Here is a 16,041-nt window from a genome sequence, read left to right on the forward strand (position 1 = left end):
AAGAGCACCCCCGAAGACAGCCGCTGATGCGGATTGCGCGTGCCGTGGTCGGTCTGGCCCTGCTCGCGGTGCTGTTCCACTTCGTCCCTCTGCGCGGCATTGTCGCCGCCGTCGGCAAGGCCCGCGTGGACTTCCTGCTCGTCGCGGTCGTCATCCCCTTCCTCGGCATCGTCGTTTCGTCCCTGAAGCTCTGGCTGCTTCTGCGAGCTGATGCTCCCGGCGTCGGGTTTGGGCAGGTTCTGAAGGCGTATTACATTGGCACCTTCTTCAATAACCTGCTGCCCACCAGCATCGGCGGCGACGTAGCGAAGGTGCGTCAGCTGCGGCTTGACGGCACAAGACTCGCGCACGCCGCGGCGTCGGTCATCGTCGAGCGCGCCACAGGGCTGGCCGTCGTGCTGGCAGCCACGCTGGGGATCTCGCTTGGGTGGAGCAGGTTCCTGGATCGTCTCGGCCTGGGGCCGGCGCGCTGGGCCCTGGCGGCCGTCAGCGGCGGGTGCTTCATCGCGCTGGCCATCGCCTACGCCGCATGGCGAGGCGCGGTCAAGGATTGGATGAAGGCACGCCGCGATGGCGCGGTGGTCGGGAAGGCCTACATGCTCATCGAGAGCTTCTACGTCTTCCGCAATGCCCCAGGCGTGGTCGCTGCCGCCCTCGGGCTGTCGGTCCTCTTCTACCTGATCATCGCGGTGGGCATGGTGCTGGTTGCACGGGCACTCGGGCTCCGCCTCGGCCCCGGCAGCGCGGCGGGCCTGGCGACGCTGCTGCGGGTGCCGGAGATGCTGCCCGTCTCCCTGGGAGGGCTGGGAGTGCGGGAGGGGACGCTCACCTACTGCATGTCGCATCTGGGCGCGACGGCCGCACAGGGCGCCGGCATGGCGCTGGTGATGCGCGGGCTGAGTTCCTTGCACTCGGCGGCAGGCGGGCTGGTGTACGCCGTCAGCGGACGCGTGCGTCGCGCCCACGCGGTGCCCCCCGCTCCGGCCGAGCCGACGGCCCGCAGACGCGCCCTCCGTGTCGCGCTCATCGCGCTCATTGTGCTGGTCCTCTTCACCGACGGGCAGGTCGACGGCCAGAACGAACTCTCGCGCATGGCAGCGGTCGACAGCCTGGCGTCCCGCGGCGTGTGGCACTTGAACGAGTCGCGCTACGCCCAGACCATCGTGGAGCGCGAAGGACGGCAGTCCCGCTACCTCATCGACATGGTCTACAATCGCCGGGATGGGCGTTTCTACTCATCCAAACCGCCCGTGCTCACGCTGCTCCTGGCGGCCGTGCCGGCCGGCCTTCACGCGCTCGGCGCCCGATTCACGTTCACAGAGCCAAGCAACGGACTGGCGGTCTTCCTGCTGACATTCCTGGCCATGGGTCTTCCCAGTGCTTGGGCCTTCTACGCACTCCGCCGGAAGGCCGGCGGCTTGCTGGAGAGCCCTGCAGGGGCAGACGTCGCCGCTCTGCTGGCCTTTGGGGGCACGCTGTTCTTCACCTACTCGACGGCCATTAACCACCACACCCCCACGGCTGCGGCCATCCTGGCCGCGTTCTTCCTTCTGGGCATGGCCGAGGGCCGTCCCGTCGTCCCTGCCGGGCGTGCCTCTGCCGCCGGCTTCCTGATGGGGCTGGCCGCCGTCATCGACGTCGGGCACGGTTTCATCTTCTCGGTCATGTTCGGACTCTACATCTTGTTCTGCCTGCGCTCCTGGCGGACCGCCGTCTTCTACGGCCTGGGCGCCCTGCCGCCCCTGGCGCTGCACTGCGCCATTCAGTACAGCCTCTGGGGCAGCATACTCCCTGTGCAGATGTTGCACGGCACGAAGGACTACCCCTTCAGCTACTGGACCCACAGGACAGAGTCCGACGCCTGGCATATTCCGCGCAGCGACTACTGGCTCCTCACCCTATTCAGCATGCGGGGGCTCTTCGTGCTCAGCCCCATCCTGCTTTTTGGCGCGGCGGGGCTGGCAGCGGAGCTGCGGGACGCCGCACGGGCTTCCCGCCGCGGGAAGACCGGCGGCCGGCTCGCGCGGCCGTCGGGAGAAGCCCTGCGCGGGTATGCCGCCCTCTCGGTCTTGATCGGAATGCTGTTCCTGGTCTGGTACTCAGGCTTCCGGACGCCGACCAACTTCGCCGGGGCGGCATTCGGCTTCCGCTACTACATCGGGTTCACGCCGCTGCTGGCGTGGTACGCCGTGCGCGCATACGGGCGATGGGCCGACAGCCCCCGGTTCCGCGTGATCTTCTACGCACTCGGCGCGTGGTCGCTGTTCTATGCCTGCCTCGGCACGCGGTTCACCTGGGTGCTCATGGAAGCCGTGCCGCATCCGGCGGTGCGGATGCTGCTGCCGCTGCGCGGCTTCTGAGGGCCCGGACGAAGGAGGCGGGGCCGGGAAGGCACGGGCGGCCGGGGACCGGCGGAATCGACCCGGCACGCGCACCCCGCACAGAAGAACCGGGGGCGGCCGCCGGGCCCTCGGCCCTGCGCGCCGCCCCCGAGGGGTTCGTGTTCGTCTGCCGGCCTACTCGGCCAGTCCGAGCCCTTGCGTGCGGAGCACGGACAGCAGCGTGTCCGCCGGCAGGCCGGCCTGACCGAGCGCTTCGGCAGCCGCCTCACGCAGGCACTGTTCGTCGGACTGCAGCGCGCCCATGAGCACGTCCACAATGTCGGCCGGGGCCGCCTCTTCCGAACGGCTCAGCACGGCCGCCAGTGCGCGGGCGGCGGCGACCTTCAGTTCCAGCGCTCCCTGGCCCGCCACAACGGCGGCCAGCCCGTCCAGGCAGCCCGCGTCGCCGAAGCGCGACAGCGCGCAGATGCCCGCCGCCGTCACCTCGTCGCCGTAGCCGGCCAGCGCCATGACCAGCGCCGGCTGGGCTTCCAGCAGCGGGTAGGCCGTGTTGAGCGGGTCGACGCCGGCCAGGGCCTTGGCCGCCCTCAGCACGAGCGTCGCTTCCTCCTCGGTGAAGGCCGAACGGCTCTCGGCCTTGACCTGGTCGGCGATCGGCGCCAGCTTCGCCTGGCGCAGGTCGTCCGGCGACAGGATGCCGGCCAGTCCCTCGACCTTGGTGAGGTCCGCCGAGTCCGCGCCCGGGTCGCACACGACATACAGCGGCGCACCCTTGGTGCGGACGTCCGCCCGGAGCGTCTGCAGCAGACTCGCGAACCTCCCGGCGTCCACGTTGGCGCTCAGGAACACCACGTCCACGGCGGGCTCCAGCGCGAGCACGGCCTGGATCTGCGGCACCATGGCTCCCGCCTCGCTCGTGGCCAGGCCCTCGCCGCGCAGAACGGTTGCGAGCTTGTTGCGAAGCTGGAAGTTGTCCATGGCCACCAGCGCAGTACGCTCTGCGGCGGCCTGCAGGGCGGCGCCCATGACGTCGATCACGTCGCCGGGCTCCACCTGCTCCGCGTCGGGGCTGGCCGCCACGACCACAACGGTGGCGTTGTAGCGCACGTCCTTGTCGCCGGAGGCCAGTGCGGCGCTGAGCGCCTCGGCGCCGGCCGGGCAGAGCGAGGCCGGGCCGGACGCGGCCAGCTTGTCGCCCAGCGTCCTGACCAGCAGCAGGGCGGCCGCGCCGTCGTTGGCGGCGATCGTCTTCTTCAGGGCCTCGGCCAGCACGGGCGCTTTGAGCATGCGCAGGGCCACGGGGACCTCGGCCTGGAACTCGGCCAGGCGCTCGGCGGCATCCTGCCGGGTGGCCTCGTCGGTCGGGGCGCCCGTCAGGTCCACGTCACCGGAGGCGAAGTAATCGCACAGGGCCGTCTGCCGGCTCAGGGAGGCGGCCAGAAGCGCCTGGAGTCCGGCGTCGTCCGGTGCCGCGGCCAGCCCTTCGAGGGCGGTCTCGGTGGCCATACGCTGGTAGTACAGGTAGTTGGGAACCTCTTCGCAGACGATCCGGCCGGGCAGGTCCTCGCCCTCCGGATTCCACTGCCAGATGTCGGCCGTCAGACCATAGGTGTAGCCGACCAGGCCCGTCCGCTCGCAGGTGTATGCATCGGCCAGCAGTGCGTATGCCTCGGCCGGGGTTCCCGGGTCCTGCGTCTCCTCCGCAATCGTCGCGACGGCCTGCCGGGCGGCCTCCCGCAGGTCCGCCGGAGCGGCGGCGTCGCCGGCGGTCGCCAGCAGCGCCGGGATGGCGCGCTCGTCGCCGATCTGCGCCAGCACGCCGGCCACACGCACCCTCAGCAGGGAGTCGTCCGCATTGCGCAGAGCGCGCACGAGCGGCAGGCAGGCGTCGCGATGGAGGTTGGAGAGCAGGCTGACGGCCCGAGCGACGGTCCTCTGGTCCTCGGGCTTCTCCAGCGCGAGGAGCCCCACGACGTGCGGCACGGCGTGGGGGCCGTGGCCGGTCAGCATCACGGCGCCGCGCCGGTAGGCGACGGCCTCCGGAGACTGGAAGTCGGCGAGGATCTCCTCGACGTTCTCGACCGTGCGCTTTCTCTCCTCCCCGGCGCGCCGCAGGAGCATGAGCAGCTCCCGGACCTGCGGGCCGACCTCTTCGTTGCCGACCATCTCGGCCAGTTCGGCCAGGTCGGCCGCGTCGCGCATCCGGAGGGCGGCCTGCATCCCCGGCTGGCGGGCCAGCACGTCCTCGAATGCCTCCCTGGCGGCCGTGAATTCGCCCGTCTTGTACAGGGTCACGCCCTTCTGGAACGTCTGGACGACGTCCGAGCCCTCAGCCTCTTGCGCCAGGGCCGCCGTCGAGAAGACCACCGAAAGGGCAGCAGTCACCGCCAATGCCAATCCCCACCGCCTAACGCGTCTGCACATGAATGTCTCCTTATCGTCTGTCAGGCCCCTACGGGACGCCTGCGGACCTTCCGGCGGGGGCCTACGGCCTCGCGCCGCCGCCCGCCCGTGGATTCGGGTTTCGGTGACTCCTTCACTGTGCTCAACAGCCGGCGCCGGCCGATCGCGATCCGGCTCAGCGCAGGTACTCGCGTTCCGGGCCAACCATGTCGTCAAACGTCTCCCGGCGACGGATCGGGCGCGCCTGCGAGCCGCCGACCAGTACCTCGGCCGCCCGCGGCCGCGCATTGTAGTTCGAACTCATGGCGAAGCCGTATGCGCCCACGTCGAAGACGGCCAGCAGGTCGCCGCCCTCCAGGCGAGGCAACGCCCTGGCCCGCGCCAGGAAGTCGCCTGTCTCGCACACGGGCCCGACCACGTCCACGACTTCGGATGTCAAGCCGCCCGGCGCATCGTCCGCCCTCAGAACCGCCGGCATCCCCTCCGCGCTGCGCACAGGCCAGATTCGATGGAACGCATCGTAGAGCGTCGGCCGAACCAGGTCGTTCATCGCGGCATCGCAGATCAGGAACCGTTTGCCGGCGCGTGTCTCCTTCCGGTAGATGACGCGGGTCAGCAGCACGGCGCAGCTACCAGCTACGTACCGTCCAGGCTCAATGATGATAACCGGACAACGCGATTTTTCAAGCCGAGAATCGACCGCCTCCGCGTATTCGCGCGGCCGGGCGGTTTCCTCGCCGGTGTAGGAGATGCAGAACCCGCCGCCCAGGTTCAGGCTGTCGACGGGCGCGCCGACCGCGCGCAGGCGCTCGATCAGCGGCAGAAGCCTGTCCAGAGCACGCACATACGGCTCCGGCCCCATGATCGGCGAGCCAAGGTGCACGTGCACGCCCCGGACGGCCAGGCCCGGCCGACCGGCCGCCTCCCGCACCAGGTCCTCAACGGCATCACTATCTATACCGAACTTCGTACCCTTCTTGCCAGTGGTCGTCTTCTCGTGCGCCCGGGCGTCCACGTCCGGGTTGACGCGGATGGCCACCGGCGCAGGCCGCCCGACCCGCCGGCCGACCGCCTCGATCACCTCCAGCTCGGCCCGCGACTCCACGTTGAACATCAGGATGCCCCGCCGGAGAGCGAACTCGATCTCCTCCTCCGTCTTGCCCACCCCGGCGAAGACGATCCGCTCGGGCACCCCTCCGGCCGCCAGCACCCGCCGCAGCTCGCCCCCACTGACGACGTCAAATCCGCTGCCTTCGGCGGCCAGAAGGCTCAGGATCGACAGGTTCGGGCAGGACTTCACGGAGAAGCACACGAGGGCGTTGCGGGCGGCGAACGCGTCGCGAATGGCCCGATAGCGCTCCACCAGGCCCGCGCGGCTGTAGACGTACAGGGGCGTCCCCCACTGCTCGGCCAGCTCCGCAACGGCCACATCCTCGCAGTGAAGCGCGCCGTCCCGATAATGGAACCACCCTGCATCCGCCACGCAACGACCTCCCGAAATCCCCTGGGCACGCACATAAACCGGGTGCGCGATGATACATCATCCGCGCGGAGAATCCAACGTGCCGGAAGGAGATGACACGGCCCTGCCCGCAGCATCGCGCTGTTGCCGTATCCTGTCGTCTCTTGTCGTCTCTTGTCGTTTCTTGTCGTTTCTTGTCGTTTCTTGCCGTCTCTTGTCGCCTCTTGTCGTTTCTTGCCGTTCTCTGCGCCCTCGGCGCCCTCTGCGGTGGGCAATCGGCCGTTTGTTTGGCGTACGGCGGCCGGTACAATGTACGCGTGGCCCGGGGCGGCTGCCGTCCCGGGAGCATGCCCGTTTCCTGCCCGCCCGTTCGGAGACTGAACAGATGGAGTCCACTGCGCCCGCCGGCCGGGCCGATCATGACATGATGCACCGCTACCTGTTGAGCCTCGTCGACCGTGCCGCCGAACGGTGGCAGGCCGAGTACGAGGCCCGCACGGAGCCCGAGCAGATCGCCGCCTACCAGGCCGACGCGCGCCGGCGCCTGCTGGAGGTGCTGGGCGGGCTGCCGGAGCGCACGCCGCTGAACGCCCGCACGACCGGCACCATCCGGCGCGAGGGCTACACGGTCGAGAAGGTCATCCTGGAGAGCCAGCCGGGGTTCGGCGTCACGGGGCTGCTGTTCCTGCCCGACCCGAACCGCTTTCCCCCGCCCTACCCGGGCGTGGTCGAGCCGGTGGGCCACACGGGCAACGGCAAGGCGCACGGGGAGTATCAGTCGATGGGCGCCCTGTTGGCGCTCAACGGCATGGTCGCGCTCGTCTACGACGCGATCGACGAATCGGAACGCGTGCAGTACCGCGGCGAGCGCGGCGACTACGACTTCGACATGTGGGGCAGCCACCTGCACGGCACCTACGGGCACCAGATGGTCGGCATCGGCAGCATCCTGCTGGGCCGCAACACGGCGCGGCTTGAGATATGGGACACGATGCGGTGCATCGACTATCTGCAGTCGCGTCCCGAGGTGAACCCGGATCGCATCGGCTGCACGGGCAACAGCGGCGGCGGCATCGTCACCGCCTACGTGGTCGCGCTGGACGACCGGGTGGGCGCGGCCGCACCGAGCTGCTACGGCAACGCCCTGCCGACGCTGCTGAAGACCCTCGGCCCGCAGGACGCCGAGCACCACACCTATGCCTCGCTGGCGGATGCGCCGCAGGCGACTGACCTGCTGATGATGCGGGCGCCGGTGCCGATCCTGCTCTGCGCGGGAACGAAGGACTTCTTCCACGTCGACGGCTCCTGGTGGTCCTTCCGCTGCGCCAAGCGCCTCTACACCCGCCTGGGGTTCGCCGAACGGATGGACATCCTGGAGAACGACGCGCCGCACAACTACAACCGGACGCAGCGCGAGGGCATCGCCCGCTGGATGGCGCGCTGGCTGCAGGGCGAGGACCGCGTGATCCGGGAGCCCGAACTGGCGCTTCTGACCGACGACGAGGCCCGCTGCACACCCACCGGGCAGGTGATGGATCTGCCGGGCGCCCGCTCCGCCTACGACCTGAACGACGAATATGAGCGCGAACTGGCCGCCCGCCGCGTGCAGGCGTGGGCCGGCCCCGACCGGGCCGAACGGATCGAAGGCGTCCGCCGGCTGCTCGGGATACCGCCGCTCGACAACCTGCCCGTGCCCGAGGTCCGCCAGGGCGAGCAACGCCGCACCGGCGGCATGCGCGTGCACGATCTCACTCTGCACCCCGAGCCCGGCATCGTGCTGCCGGCCTGCCTGTACGGCCCCGAGGGCGGCCAACCGGCCGGTCGCGTGGTGCTGTACGTGCACGAAGCCGGCCGTGAGGCCGATGCCGGTGCCGCAGGCCCGATCGAGGCGCTCGTGCGCAAGGGCGCACGCGTGCTGGCGGTCGAGGTGCGCGGCACGGGCCTGAGCCAGCAGGTGAACCAGAACAAGTGGGGCAAGATCGACCAGGACTGGAAGGACATATCGATCGCCTACTGCCTGGGCCGCTCCTACGTGGGCATGCGGACGCAGGACGTGCTGGCGGCCGCGCAGTGGGCGGCCGGACAGTTCGGCGGCGAGGCCGTGGACCTGGTGGCGGTCGGCCACGTGGGCGTGCCGGCGCTGCACGCGGCGGCGTTGAGGCCCGACCTGTTCGCGTCCGTGACGCTGCGCGGGACGCTGGCATCCTGGGCAAGCGTGCTCGAGCGGCGCGTGACGATCAACCAGTACGGCAACGTGGTGCAGGGAGCGCTGCTCGAATACGACCTGCCGGACCTGGCCGGCACGCTGGGCCGGAAGCTCACGATCGAGGACCCGCGCGACGCCACGGGGCAGCCGGTCAAGGCGTAACCGCCCGCCGCCGGCCCGTTGCACGGCCTGCAGGGGACCGATATACTGGCCGGTGACGGTTCGTTTGTACCGCCGGTCTTCAGCCAAGGGGGCAGAAGGATGCTGGTTCAGCAGTTCTTCATCAACGGCATCGCGCATAGCTCGTACCTGCTGGGCGGGAGCGACACGTGCGCCATCGTGGACCCGAGCCGCGACGTGGACGTCTACATCGAGGCGGCGAAGGCTCTGGGCATGGAGATCACGCACATCCTGGAGACGCATCTCCACGCGGACTTCATCTCCGGCCACATGGACCTGGCGGAACAGACGGGCGCGCGCATCTACGCGCCGAAGTCGGGCCAGTGCCGGTTCGATCACGTGGCCCTGGAAGAGGGCGATGAGTTCGAGATCGAGGACCTCAAGCTGTCCGTCCTGGACACGGGCGGGCACACGCCGGAGCACATCTCCTACGTGGTGCGCGACCGGGCGCGCGGCGAGGAACCCGTCGGCGTCTTCTGCGGCGACACGCTCTTCGTCGGCGACGTCGGCCGCCCCGACCTGTTCCCAGGCAAGGCGCGGGAACTGGCCTCCCGCCTGTTCGACAACCTGCACGGCAAGCTGCTGAAGCTGCCCGACTTCTGCGAGGTCTACCCCGCCCACGGGGCCGGCTCGCTGTGCGGTCGCGCCATGGGCGCCAAGCGCACCAGCACCATCGGCTACGAACGCAAGTACAACGCCGCCCTGCAGATACGGGACAAGGAGGAGTTCATCACCTCCCTGACGACGGGCATGCCGGACGCGCCCGACCACTTCGCCCGCTGCAGCGCCATGAACGCCGCCGGACCCGCCCTCCTGCGCGCCCTGCCGAAGCTCGAACCGCTGGACCCCGGCGACTTCGCCCGGCACGCCCGGCGCGCCGGCGTGCAGGTGCTCGACATCCGCCGATACGACGCCTTCGGCGGCCAGCACGTCCCGGGCGCCTGGCACATCGACCTGGGCGGCAACTTCGCCACGTTCGCCGGGTGGGTGCTCCCCGTGGACGCCGAGATCCTGCTGGTCAGCGACACCGAGCAGAGGGCCCGCGACGCCGTCGTCTGGCTCCGCCGCGTCGGTCTGGACAAGGTAACGGGCTACCTCAACGGCGGCATGTTCGCATGGGCACGGGCCGGGCTGCCGACCGAGCACGTCGCCCAGCTCTCCGCGCACGAGCTTCACGAGATGGCCTGTTCGACCGAGCCGATGACCCTGGTGGACGTGCGCTCGCCGGCCGAGTTCGAGGCGCTGCACATCGAGGGCGCGGTGAACATCCCCGCGCCGGACCTGCGCACCCGGCACAGCGAACTCCCCAAGGACGCCCCCATCGCCCTCACCTGCAGCACGGGCCACCGCTCGAGCCTGGCCGCCAGCATCCTGCTGCGGAACGGCCACAAGGGCCTGCGGAACGTCGCCGGGGGCATGTCGGGATACAACGCGGCCGGCTACGCCGGCGAATGCCCCATGTGCGTGGTGCCGCACGGGCCGCACTTCACGGGGCGTTAGGCGCCGGCACAGGCCGGCACGGGGGGGGGCGGACCATGGACTGGCTGACGGTGTCGCAGTGGTCGCCGTATGCGGTGGGCGCCGGGATCGGGCTGCTGAGTTGCCTGACGTTCCTGCTCTCGGACAAGGCGCTGGGCTGCTCGACGGCGTTCGCGCGCACGAGCGGCATGATCGAGAAGCTGTTCCGGGGCGAGAAGGCGGCCGGCCGGCCCTACTACCGCAAGTTCACGCCCGAGATCGACTGGGAATGGATGCTCGTCCTGGGCATCATTCTGGGCGCTTTCCTGTCGGCCCGGCTCTCGGGCGAGTTCGAGCTGGAGTGGGTGCCTGAGCGCTGGAGTTCCGCCTTCGGCGCGGGCACACTGGTGCGGGTCGCCGTCGCCTTCGCCGGCGGCGTCTTTTTGGGGCTCGGCTCGCGCTGGGCCGGCGGTTGCACCAGCGGGCACGGGATCAGCGGCTCGCTGCAGTTGGCGGTGAGCGGCTGGCTGGCCGTCATCTGCTTCTTCGCGGGCGGCGTGGCCACGGCGATGGTCCTGTACCACGTCGTGGCCGCCTGACGGGAGGGCGCACCATGCTGATGATCCTCCATAGACTGAAACGCGTCCAGCTCGTCCTCGGGCTCCTGGCCGGCATCGCCTTCGGCTTCCTTCTCCAGAAGGGCGGCGTCACCCGCTACGACGTCATCGTCGGCCAGCTCCTCTTCGAGGACTTCACCGTTCTGAAGGTCATGCTCTCGGCGGTCATCGTGGGCATGGTCGGTGTGCACCTGCTCCGGAGCCTGGGGCTCGCAGAGCTGCACCCCAAGCCGGGATCGCTCGGGGCCACCGCCGTGGGCGGGCTCCTGTTCGGCCTCGGGTTCGGCCTGCTGGGCTACTGCCCGGGCACGGTGGCGGGGGCGGTCGGCAACGGCCACCTCGACGCGCTCGTCGGCGGGGTGACCGGCATGCTCGTGGGGACCGGCCTGTTCGCCGTGCTCTACCCGAGGCTCCAGGACGGCATCCTGAAGAAGGGCGACTTCGGCGAGCTGACGATCCCGCAGTTCCTGAAGGTCAACGCCTGGGCCGTCGTCCTGCCGGCCGTGGGCATCCTGGTGGCCTTGCTGGCGCTCATCGAACGAACGGGCGGATAGCCGCCCCGGCGATGCGTCGAGGACGAATCCGTGAAGATCGGCACGCTCCTGCCGGGCGTCGGGCACCTGCGGGGCTACCGTGTGCGCGACCTGCGCGGCGACCTGTCCGCAGGCGCGGTCGTGGCCGTGATGCTGGTGCCCCAGGGCATGGCCTACGCCGTGCTGGCCGGGCTGCCGCCCGTCATGGGCCTGTATGCCTCCACGGTCCCCCTGCTGGTCTATGCCCTGTTCGGCAGTTCGCGGCACCTGGCCGTCGGCCCGGTCGCCATCGTGTCCCTGCTGCTGGCGGCACGCTGCGCCCGGCTGGCCGCCCCGGGCAGCGAGGAGTACATCGGCATCGTGCTGACCACGGCCCTGCTCGTCGGGCTGCTCCAGTTCCTGATGGGCGTGCTGAGGCTGGGCGTGCTCACGTGCTTCATCTCGCACGCCGTCATGAGCGGCTTCACCTCGGCGGCCGCCATCACGATCCTGCTCAGCCAGGTCAAGCACGTCCTGGGCGTCCCCCTCGAGCATGACCACGCGGTGCTGCCGCTGCTGGGCGAACTCGTGCCGCGCATCGGCGACTCGCACCTTCTGACGCTGGCGGTGGGCGCGGCCTGCATCGGGGCCCTGGCCATGCTGAAGCGCACGGCCCGGCGGCTGCCCGCCGCGCTGTTCGTGGTCGTCGGCGCCACGGCGGCGACCTTCGCCCTGCGGCTGGACCGCGCCGGGCTGGCGATCGTCGGCGATCTGCCGGCCGGGCTGCCCTCGCTGTCCGTGCCGGCCGTGGATCCGGGGCAAGCCGCCGCCCTGCTCACCACGGCGATGACCGTCCTGTTCGTCGGGTTCGTGGAGTCCAGCGCGGTCGCCCAGATGGTGGCCGCCAGGGAGGGCTACGATCTGGACCTCAACCAGGAGCTGCGCGCGCTCGGGCTGGCCAACGTGGCCGCCTCGCTGTTCGGCGGCTACCCGGTCAGCGGCGGCTTCAGCCGCACGGCCGTCAACCACGCGGCCGGCGCGCGCACGACCCTGGCCTCGGTCGTCAGCGCCGGGCTGGTGCTGCTGACGCTGCTGTTCCTGACGCCGCTCTTCCACTACCTGCCCAGGGCGGCGCTGGGCGCCGTCGTCATCGTGGCCGTGGCCCCCCTGATCGACCTGAAGCACGGCCTGTACCTGTTCCGCCTGCGCCCGGCCGACGGCCTGGTGCTGCTGGTCACGTTCCTGGCCACGCTCCTGGCCGGCGTGCAGACGGGCGTCCTGTCCGGAGTGGCGCTCTCGCTGGCGCTGTTCATCCGGCGCAGCGCCCATCCGCACATGGCGGAACTCGGCTACCTGCCCACGGAGGGCGTGTTCCGCAACGTCCGGCGCTACCCTTCGGCCCGCCGCTTCCCCGGGGCGCTGATCCTCCGTATCGACGCCTCGCTCTACTTCGCCAACCAGGCGTTCGTCGAGCGGCACATCCGCCGGCGTCTCGCCGAAGAGGACGGCGTTCGGTTCGTCATCCTGGACATGGCCGGCGTCAACGACATGGACGCCGTGGCGGTGGACGCCCTGGAGACGCTGATGCGGGACTACCAGGAGCAGGGCATCCGGTTCCTGTTCGCCGAGGCGAAGGGCCCCGTGCGGGACCTGCTCTCACGGGCGGGCTGGCCGGAGCGCTACGGCCCCGAGGCGATGCCGCACTCGATCGAGCACGCCCTCCGCACCGCCGGCGTCGACGCGCACTCCCCGCCGGCGCGCACGCACACACGGACGGGCACGGACGCACACGGGCCACAGAGCCCGCGCGGCATGCCATCCTGAGGGGCCGCCCGTGCGCGTCCCTGTGCGGCACCGCCCCCTGCCACTTGAGCCGCCGGGCCACGGTCGGTTATAGTCCCTGCCAACGAACGAGGAGAGACAACATCTCCGTCGAACCGAAGTGGGGAACCGACATGGTGGAAGAAGTCTCGTTCAGCCTGAAGGAAGCCGCCCACGTGGCCCGCCGCTCGCGCAACGTGTTCGTCGGCTCCATGTTCCTCTGCTGCGTTCTGGCGCTGTTCGTGACGCAGGTGCAGGACCGGCCCCTGGGGGAGTTCCCCAGTGTCCACGCCGTCCTCGGCGCGTTCCTGCTCTGGGCGCTCGCGGCCGCCGCCTACGCGTTCCACGCCGCCCGGTGCGCCTATGGACGCATCGTCCAGCGCATGGAACGCGTGCTGGCCGACGACGAGGCGCGGGCGCAGATGCTCGTCCGCCGCGTCAAGGCCCGCCTGTCGCCGGACGCGACCGCCCCCGGTCAGGACGCCTCGCCCTGCTGATCGCCTTGCGGCGGCCGCCTGGGCGGCCGCACGGCCATGTCCGACACGGCGCAGTCGGGGTGGTGGTAGCGCACCTGGCGTTCGGTCCGCCCCCGGTACTGCACCGCCTGCTGCGGGCACCAGTGGAAGCAGGCGTAGCACTGCTCGCAATGCCCCAGCCAGTGCGGACGGCCGGCGACCATCTCGATGTTGCCGACCGGGCAAATGCGCGCACAAACGCCGCAGCCGTTGCACTTCTCATCGGCGCCGAACGCCCGATCGCCGCGCGCCGCCGTGCGGCGGAACACCGGGTAGGCCACCCGGCCCGCCAGACGCCAGAACGCCTTGCCGTTCCGGACCGCCCCACGCGGGGCCGCCCTCAACTCGCGGGCGATGACGGCCAGGCGCTCCTCGGCCGCCCGCAGCACGGGCTCCTGCTTCTCCGGCGGCGGCGCCCCGCCCAGGGGCGGGTAGTTGTCGGGCATGCGCACGCCGAACGACGCCGCCAGCCGCAGCCCGCGCCGGCGCAGCAGTCCCTGCGTCATCCCGGGCGCCCGGCCGGGGTCGCCTCCGTAGGTGAGCACGGCGAATGCGTAGGCGTCCTCGACGGCCGGCAGCCGCTCGATGAAGCGCTCGACGATCGGCGGCACGCCCCAGGCATAGACGGGGAAGACGAGCCCGATCCGGTCGGCCGGCCGCACGTGCACGGCCTCGCCCTCGACGGCGGCGATGGGGACGAGTTCGGAGTCCGGAAACGCGCCGGCGACGACGCGCGCGGCACGCAGCGAATTCCCCGTGCCCGAGAACCAGAATACCCGTGTCATCGACGCCCGCCTCCGTTGCGTGTTGGTGTGTCCCGCCACCGCCCGGCCGATGAGCGTACGCCCGCACGCCCCGGGTTTCAACGCCCGAAGTCGGCCCGGCACGGACAGACGCCGGCCGGTATAATGCGTGTTCCCACTGACTTGCGGGGCGCCGGCCCGGTCGGACGCGTCGGCTCCCCGCGCCACACACGCGGCGATGGGATCGAACGATGAACGAACTGAAGATCGGCTGGGCGGCGCGCGATGTCTCCACCGAGGAGCCCGTCAACATCCCCGGGCAGTTCCACATGCGCATCTCCCGGGGCATCATGGACCCGATCACGGTCAGCGCGCTGGTGATCGACAACGGCGCGGACCTGGTCGCCTTCGTCTCGGTCGACTGCGTCGTCATCCGGTCCGGCCTGCTGGACGAGGTCCGCGCGGCCGTGCACGCGCGCAATCCCGAGGTGCCCGTGCAGAAGATACTCATGGGCGCCACGCACACGCACTGCGGGGCCAGCCACTACGCCGACGCGGCCCCGGGGTCCGCCGCCAACATCTCCACGGCCATGCTCGGCCAGGTGCCGCACGACGGCGTGGAGGTCGCTTCGAGCGACCAGTACCGCCATTTCCTTGCCGCCTGCACGGCCGACGCCGTCTGCGAGGCCTATGAGTGCCGCGCGCCGGGCGGCATCGCCTACGGCTACGGATACGCCGTCGTCTCGCACAGCCGGCGTGTCGTCTACTTCGACGACCTCTCGAAGCGCCCGGGGGCCGCCCGGAACTCCACGCACGGCCTCAACGGGCACGCCGCCATGTACGGCAACACGAACGACCCCCAGTTCAGCCACTACGAGGCGGGCGCCGATCACTTCATCAACCTGCTCTACACGTTCGATGCCGACGGCCGGCTCACCGGCGCGATCATCAACGTCCCCGCGCCCTCCCAGAACTCGGAGAACGAGTACAGGCTCTCGGCCGACTACTGGCACGACGTGCGCACGGCCGTGCGCGCGCGCCACGGCGACATCTTCCTGCTGCCCCAGTGCGCGGCGGCCGGCGATCTGTCGCCCCGCATCCTGCATTACAGGCAGGCGCAGGCCCGCCGCTTCCGGCTCAAATACTGCACCGATCAGACGGAACTCGCCGCGCGGAAGGACATCGCGGAACGGATCGCCGGTGCGTTCGACGAGGTGCTGGACTGGGCCCGAAAGGACATCAAGACGGCGCTGCCCGTCTCGCACGTCGTGGATACGGTCGGCCTGTCGCGGCGGCTCATCACCGATGATGAGCGCGAATACGCCCGGCAGGGACTGGAGGAACTGAACCGCAAACCGTTCAAGACGGACGGCACGCCCGAAGAACGCCTCCACGCCAACTCCATCCTCGTGGCGGGCCGCAACCGGTTCGCGCGCGTCCTGGACCGTTACGAAACGCAGGAGGCGCAGCCGAAGCTGCCCATGGAGCTGCACGTGCTGCGCATCGGGGACGTGGCGTTCGCATCGAACAGGTTCGAACTCTACATGGACTACCAGCACCGCATGCAGGCGCGGAGCCCGTTCGAGCAGACGTTCATCATCCAGCTCGCCGCCCAGCCGGGCAACGACGGCGGCACCTACCTGTGCACCGAACGCGGCGCGTGGGGCCGGGGCTACAGCGCCAGCATGTTCTGCAACCTCGTCTCGCCGCAGGGAGGCCAGGAACTGGTGGAGGAGACGGTCAGGCGGCTCGAGGAACTGCACTCCTCCGGGTGAGACCAGG

General features: G+C 70.4%; 11 protein-coding genes. 8 read left to right on the forward strand and 3 right to left on the reverse strand.

Annotated elements, in window-relative coordinates; genetic code table 11:
- Positions 1 to 26: 26 nt before the first annotated feature.
- Positions 27 to 2,360, forward strand: a complete 2,334-nt coding sequence (locus GXY85_12785; GenBank protein NLW51697.1) for a flippase-like domain-containing protein — start codon at positions 27 to 29, stop codon at positions 2,358 to 2,360.
- Between the two features lie 156 nt (positions 2,361 to 2,516).
- Here GXY85_12785 and GXY85_12790 read toward each other — a convergent pair whose 3' ends face one another.
- Together GXY85_12790 and lysA are read right to left on the reverse strand one after the other, a co-directional pair.
- A complete protein-coding gene (locus GXY85_12790; GenBank protein NLW51698.1) occupies positions 2,517 to 4,766 on the reverse strand; it encodes a HEAT repeat domain-containing protein in 2,250 nt (749 codons plus the stop codon).
- Between the two features lie 154 nt (positions 4,767 to 4,920).
- Complete coding sequence (lysA, locus tag GXY85_12795) at positions 4,921 to 6,228, reverse strand: diaminopimelate decarboxylase (protein ID NLW51699.1); 1,308 nt, start codon at positions 6,226 to 6,228, stop codon at positions 4,921 to 4,923.
- Between the two features lie 364 nt (positions 6,229 to 6,592).
- Here lysA and GXY85_12800 point away from each other — a divergent pair, with 364 nt between their 5' ends.
- The 6 genes from GXY85_12800 to GXY85_12825 all read left to right on the forward strand — a co-directional run bounded on the left by GXY85_12800 (position 6,593) and on the right by GXY85_12825 (position 13,498).
- Complete coding sequence (locus GXY85_12800; GenBank protein ID NLW51700.1) at positions 6,593 to 8,575, forward strand: prolyl oligopeptidase family serine peptidase; 1,983 nt, start codon at positions 6,593 to 6,595, stop codon at positions 8,573 to 8,575.
- Between the two features lie 99 nt (positions 8,576 to 8,674).
- Positions 8,675 to 10,093: an MBL fold metallo-hydrolase gene (locus GXY85_12805; GenBank protein ID NLW51701.1), complete on the forward strand. Its 1,419-nt coding sequence runs from the start codon at positions 8,675 to 8,677 to the stop codon at positions 10,091 to 10,093.
- Positions 10,094 to 10,128: 35 nt separating this feature from the next.
- Positions 10,129 to 10,650, forward strand: coding sequence for a YeeE/YedE family protein (locus GXY85_12810; GenBank protein NLW51702.1), 522 nt, complete (start codon positions 10,129 to 10,131; stop codon positions 10,648 to 10,650).
- Between the two features lie 14 nt (positions 10,651 to 10,664).
- The gene (locus GXY85_12815; protein NLW51703.1) at positions 10,665 to 11,222 is read left to right on the forward strand and encodes a YeeE/YedE family protein; all 558 of its coding nucleotides are present in this window, start codon (positions 10,665 to 10,667) and stop codon (positions 11,220 to 11,222) included.
- 36 nt (positions 11,223 to 11,258) lie between these two features.
- A complete protein-coding gene (sulP, locus tag GXY85_12820; protein NLW51704.1) occupies positions 11,259 to 13,004 on the forward strand; it encodes a sulfate permease in 1,746 nt (581 codons plus the stop codon).
- Positions 13,005 to 13,135: 131 nt separating this feature from the next.
- Positions 13,136 to 13,498 carry a hypothetical protein gene (locus GXY85_12825; protein ID NLW51705.1) on the forward strand — a complete coding sequence of 121 codons (363 nt, stop codon included), beginning with the start codon at positions 13,136 to 13,138 and terminating at the stop codon, positions 13,496 to 13,498.
- On the opposite strand, the gene GXY85_12830 is transcribed toward GXY85_12825, so the two are convergent.
- Positions 13,477 to 14,301 (reverse strand): 4Fe-4S binding protein, encoded by an 825-nt coding sequence (locus GXY85_12830; protein NLW51706.1) that lies wholly within the window; start codon positions 14,299 to 14,301, stop codon positions 13,477 to 13,479. The genes GXY85_12825 and GXY85_12830 overlap by 22 nt on opposite strands.
- A gap of 209 nt (positions 14,302 to 14,510) precedes the next feature.
- Here GXY85_12830 and GXY85_12835 point away from each other — a divergent pair, with 209 nt between their 5' ends.
- Positions 14,511 to 16,034, forward strand: coding sequence for a hypothetical protein (locus tag GXY85_12835; protein ID NLW51707.1), 1,524 nt, complete (start codon positions 14,511 to 14,513; stop codon positions 16,032 to 16,034).
- Positions 16,035 to 16,041: the final 7 nt, after the last annotated feature.

The organism is Candidatus Brocadiaceae bacterium, assembly GCA_012728835.1.
In the GTDB taxonomy this organism is placed as follows: Bacteria; Planctomycetota; Brocadiia; order SM23-32; family SM23-32; genus JAAYEJ01.

Excerpts from the sequence above, each read along its gene's own strand:
- GXY85_12835 (NLW51707.1), top strand. The coding sequence starts at position 14,511 with ATGAACGAACTGAAGATCGGCTGGGCGGCGCGCGATGTCTCCACCGAG.
- GXY85_12810 (NLW51702.1), top strand. The coding sequence starts at position 10,129 with ATGGACTGGCTGACGGTGTCGCAGTGGTCGCCGTATGCGGTGGGCGCC.
- GXY85_12805 (NLW51701.1), top strand. The coding sequence starts at position 8,675 with ATGCTGGTTCAGCAGTTCTTCATCAACGGCATCGCGCATAGCTCGTAC.
- GXY85_12830 (NLW51706.1), bottom strand. The coding sequence starts at position 14,301 with ATGACACGGGTATTCTGGTTCTCGGGCACGGGGAATTCGCTGCGTGCC.
- GXY85_12825 (NLW51705.1), top strand. The coding sequence starts at position 13,136 with ATGGTGGAAGAAGTCTCGTTCAGCCTGAAGGAAGCCGCCCACGTGGCC.
- GXY85_12790 (NLW51698.1), bottom strand. The coding sequence starts at position 4,766 with ATGTGCAGACGCGTTAGGCGGTGGGGATTGGCATTGGCGGTGACTGCT.
- GXY85_12800 (NLW51700.1), top strand. The coding sequence starts at position 6,593 with ATGGAGTCCACTGCGCCCGCCGGCCGGGCCGATCATGACATGATGCAC.
- GXY85_12785 (NLW51697.1), top strand. The coding sequence starts at position 27 with ATGCGGATTGCGCGTGCCGTGGTCGGTCTGGCCCTGCTCGCGGTGCTG.
- GXY85_12815 (NLW51703.1), top strand. The coding sequence starts at position 10,665 with ATGCTGATGATCCTCCATAGACTGAAACGCGTCCAGCTCGTCCTCGGG.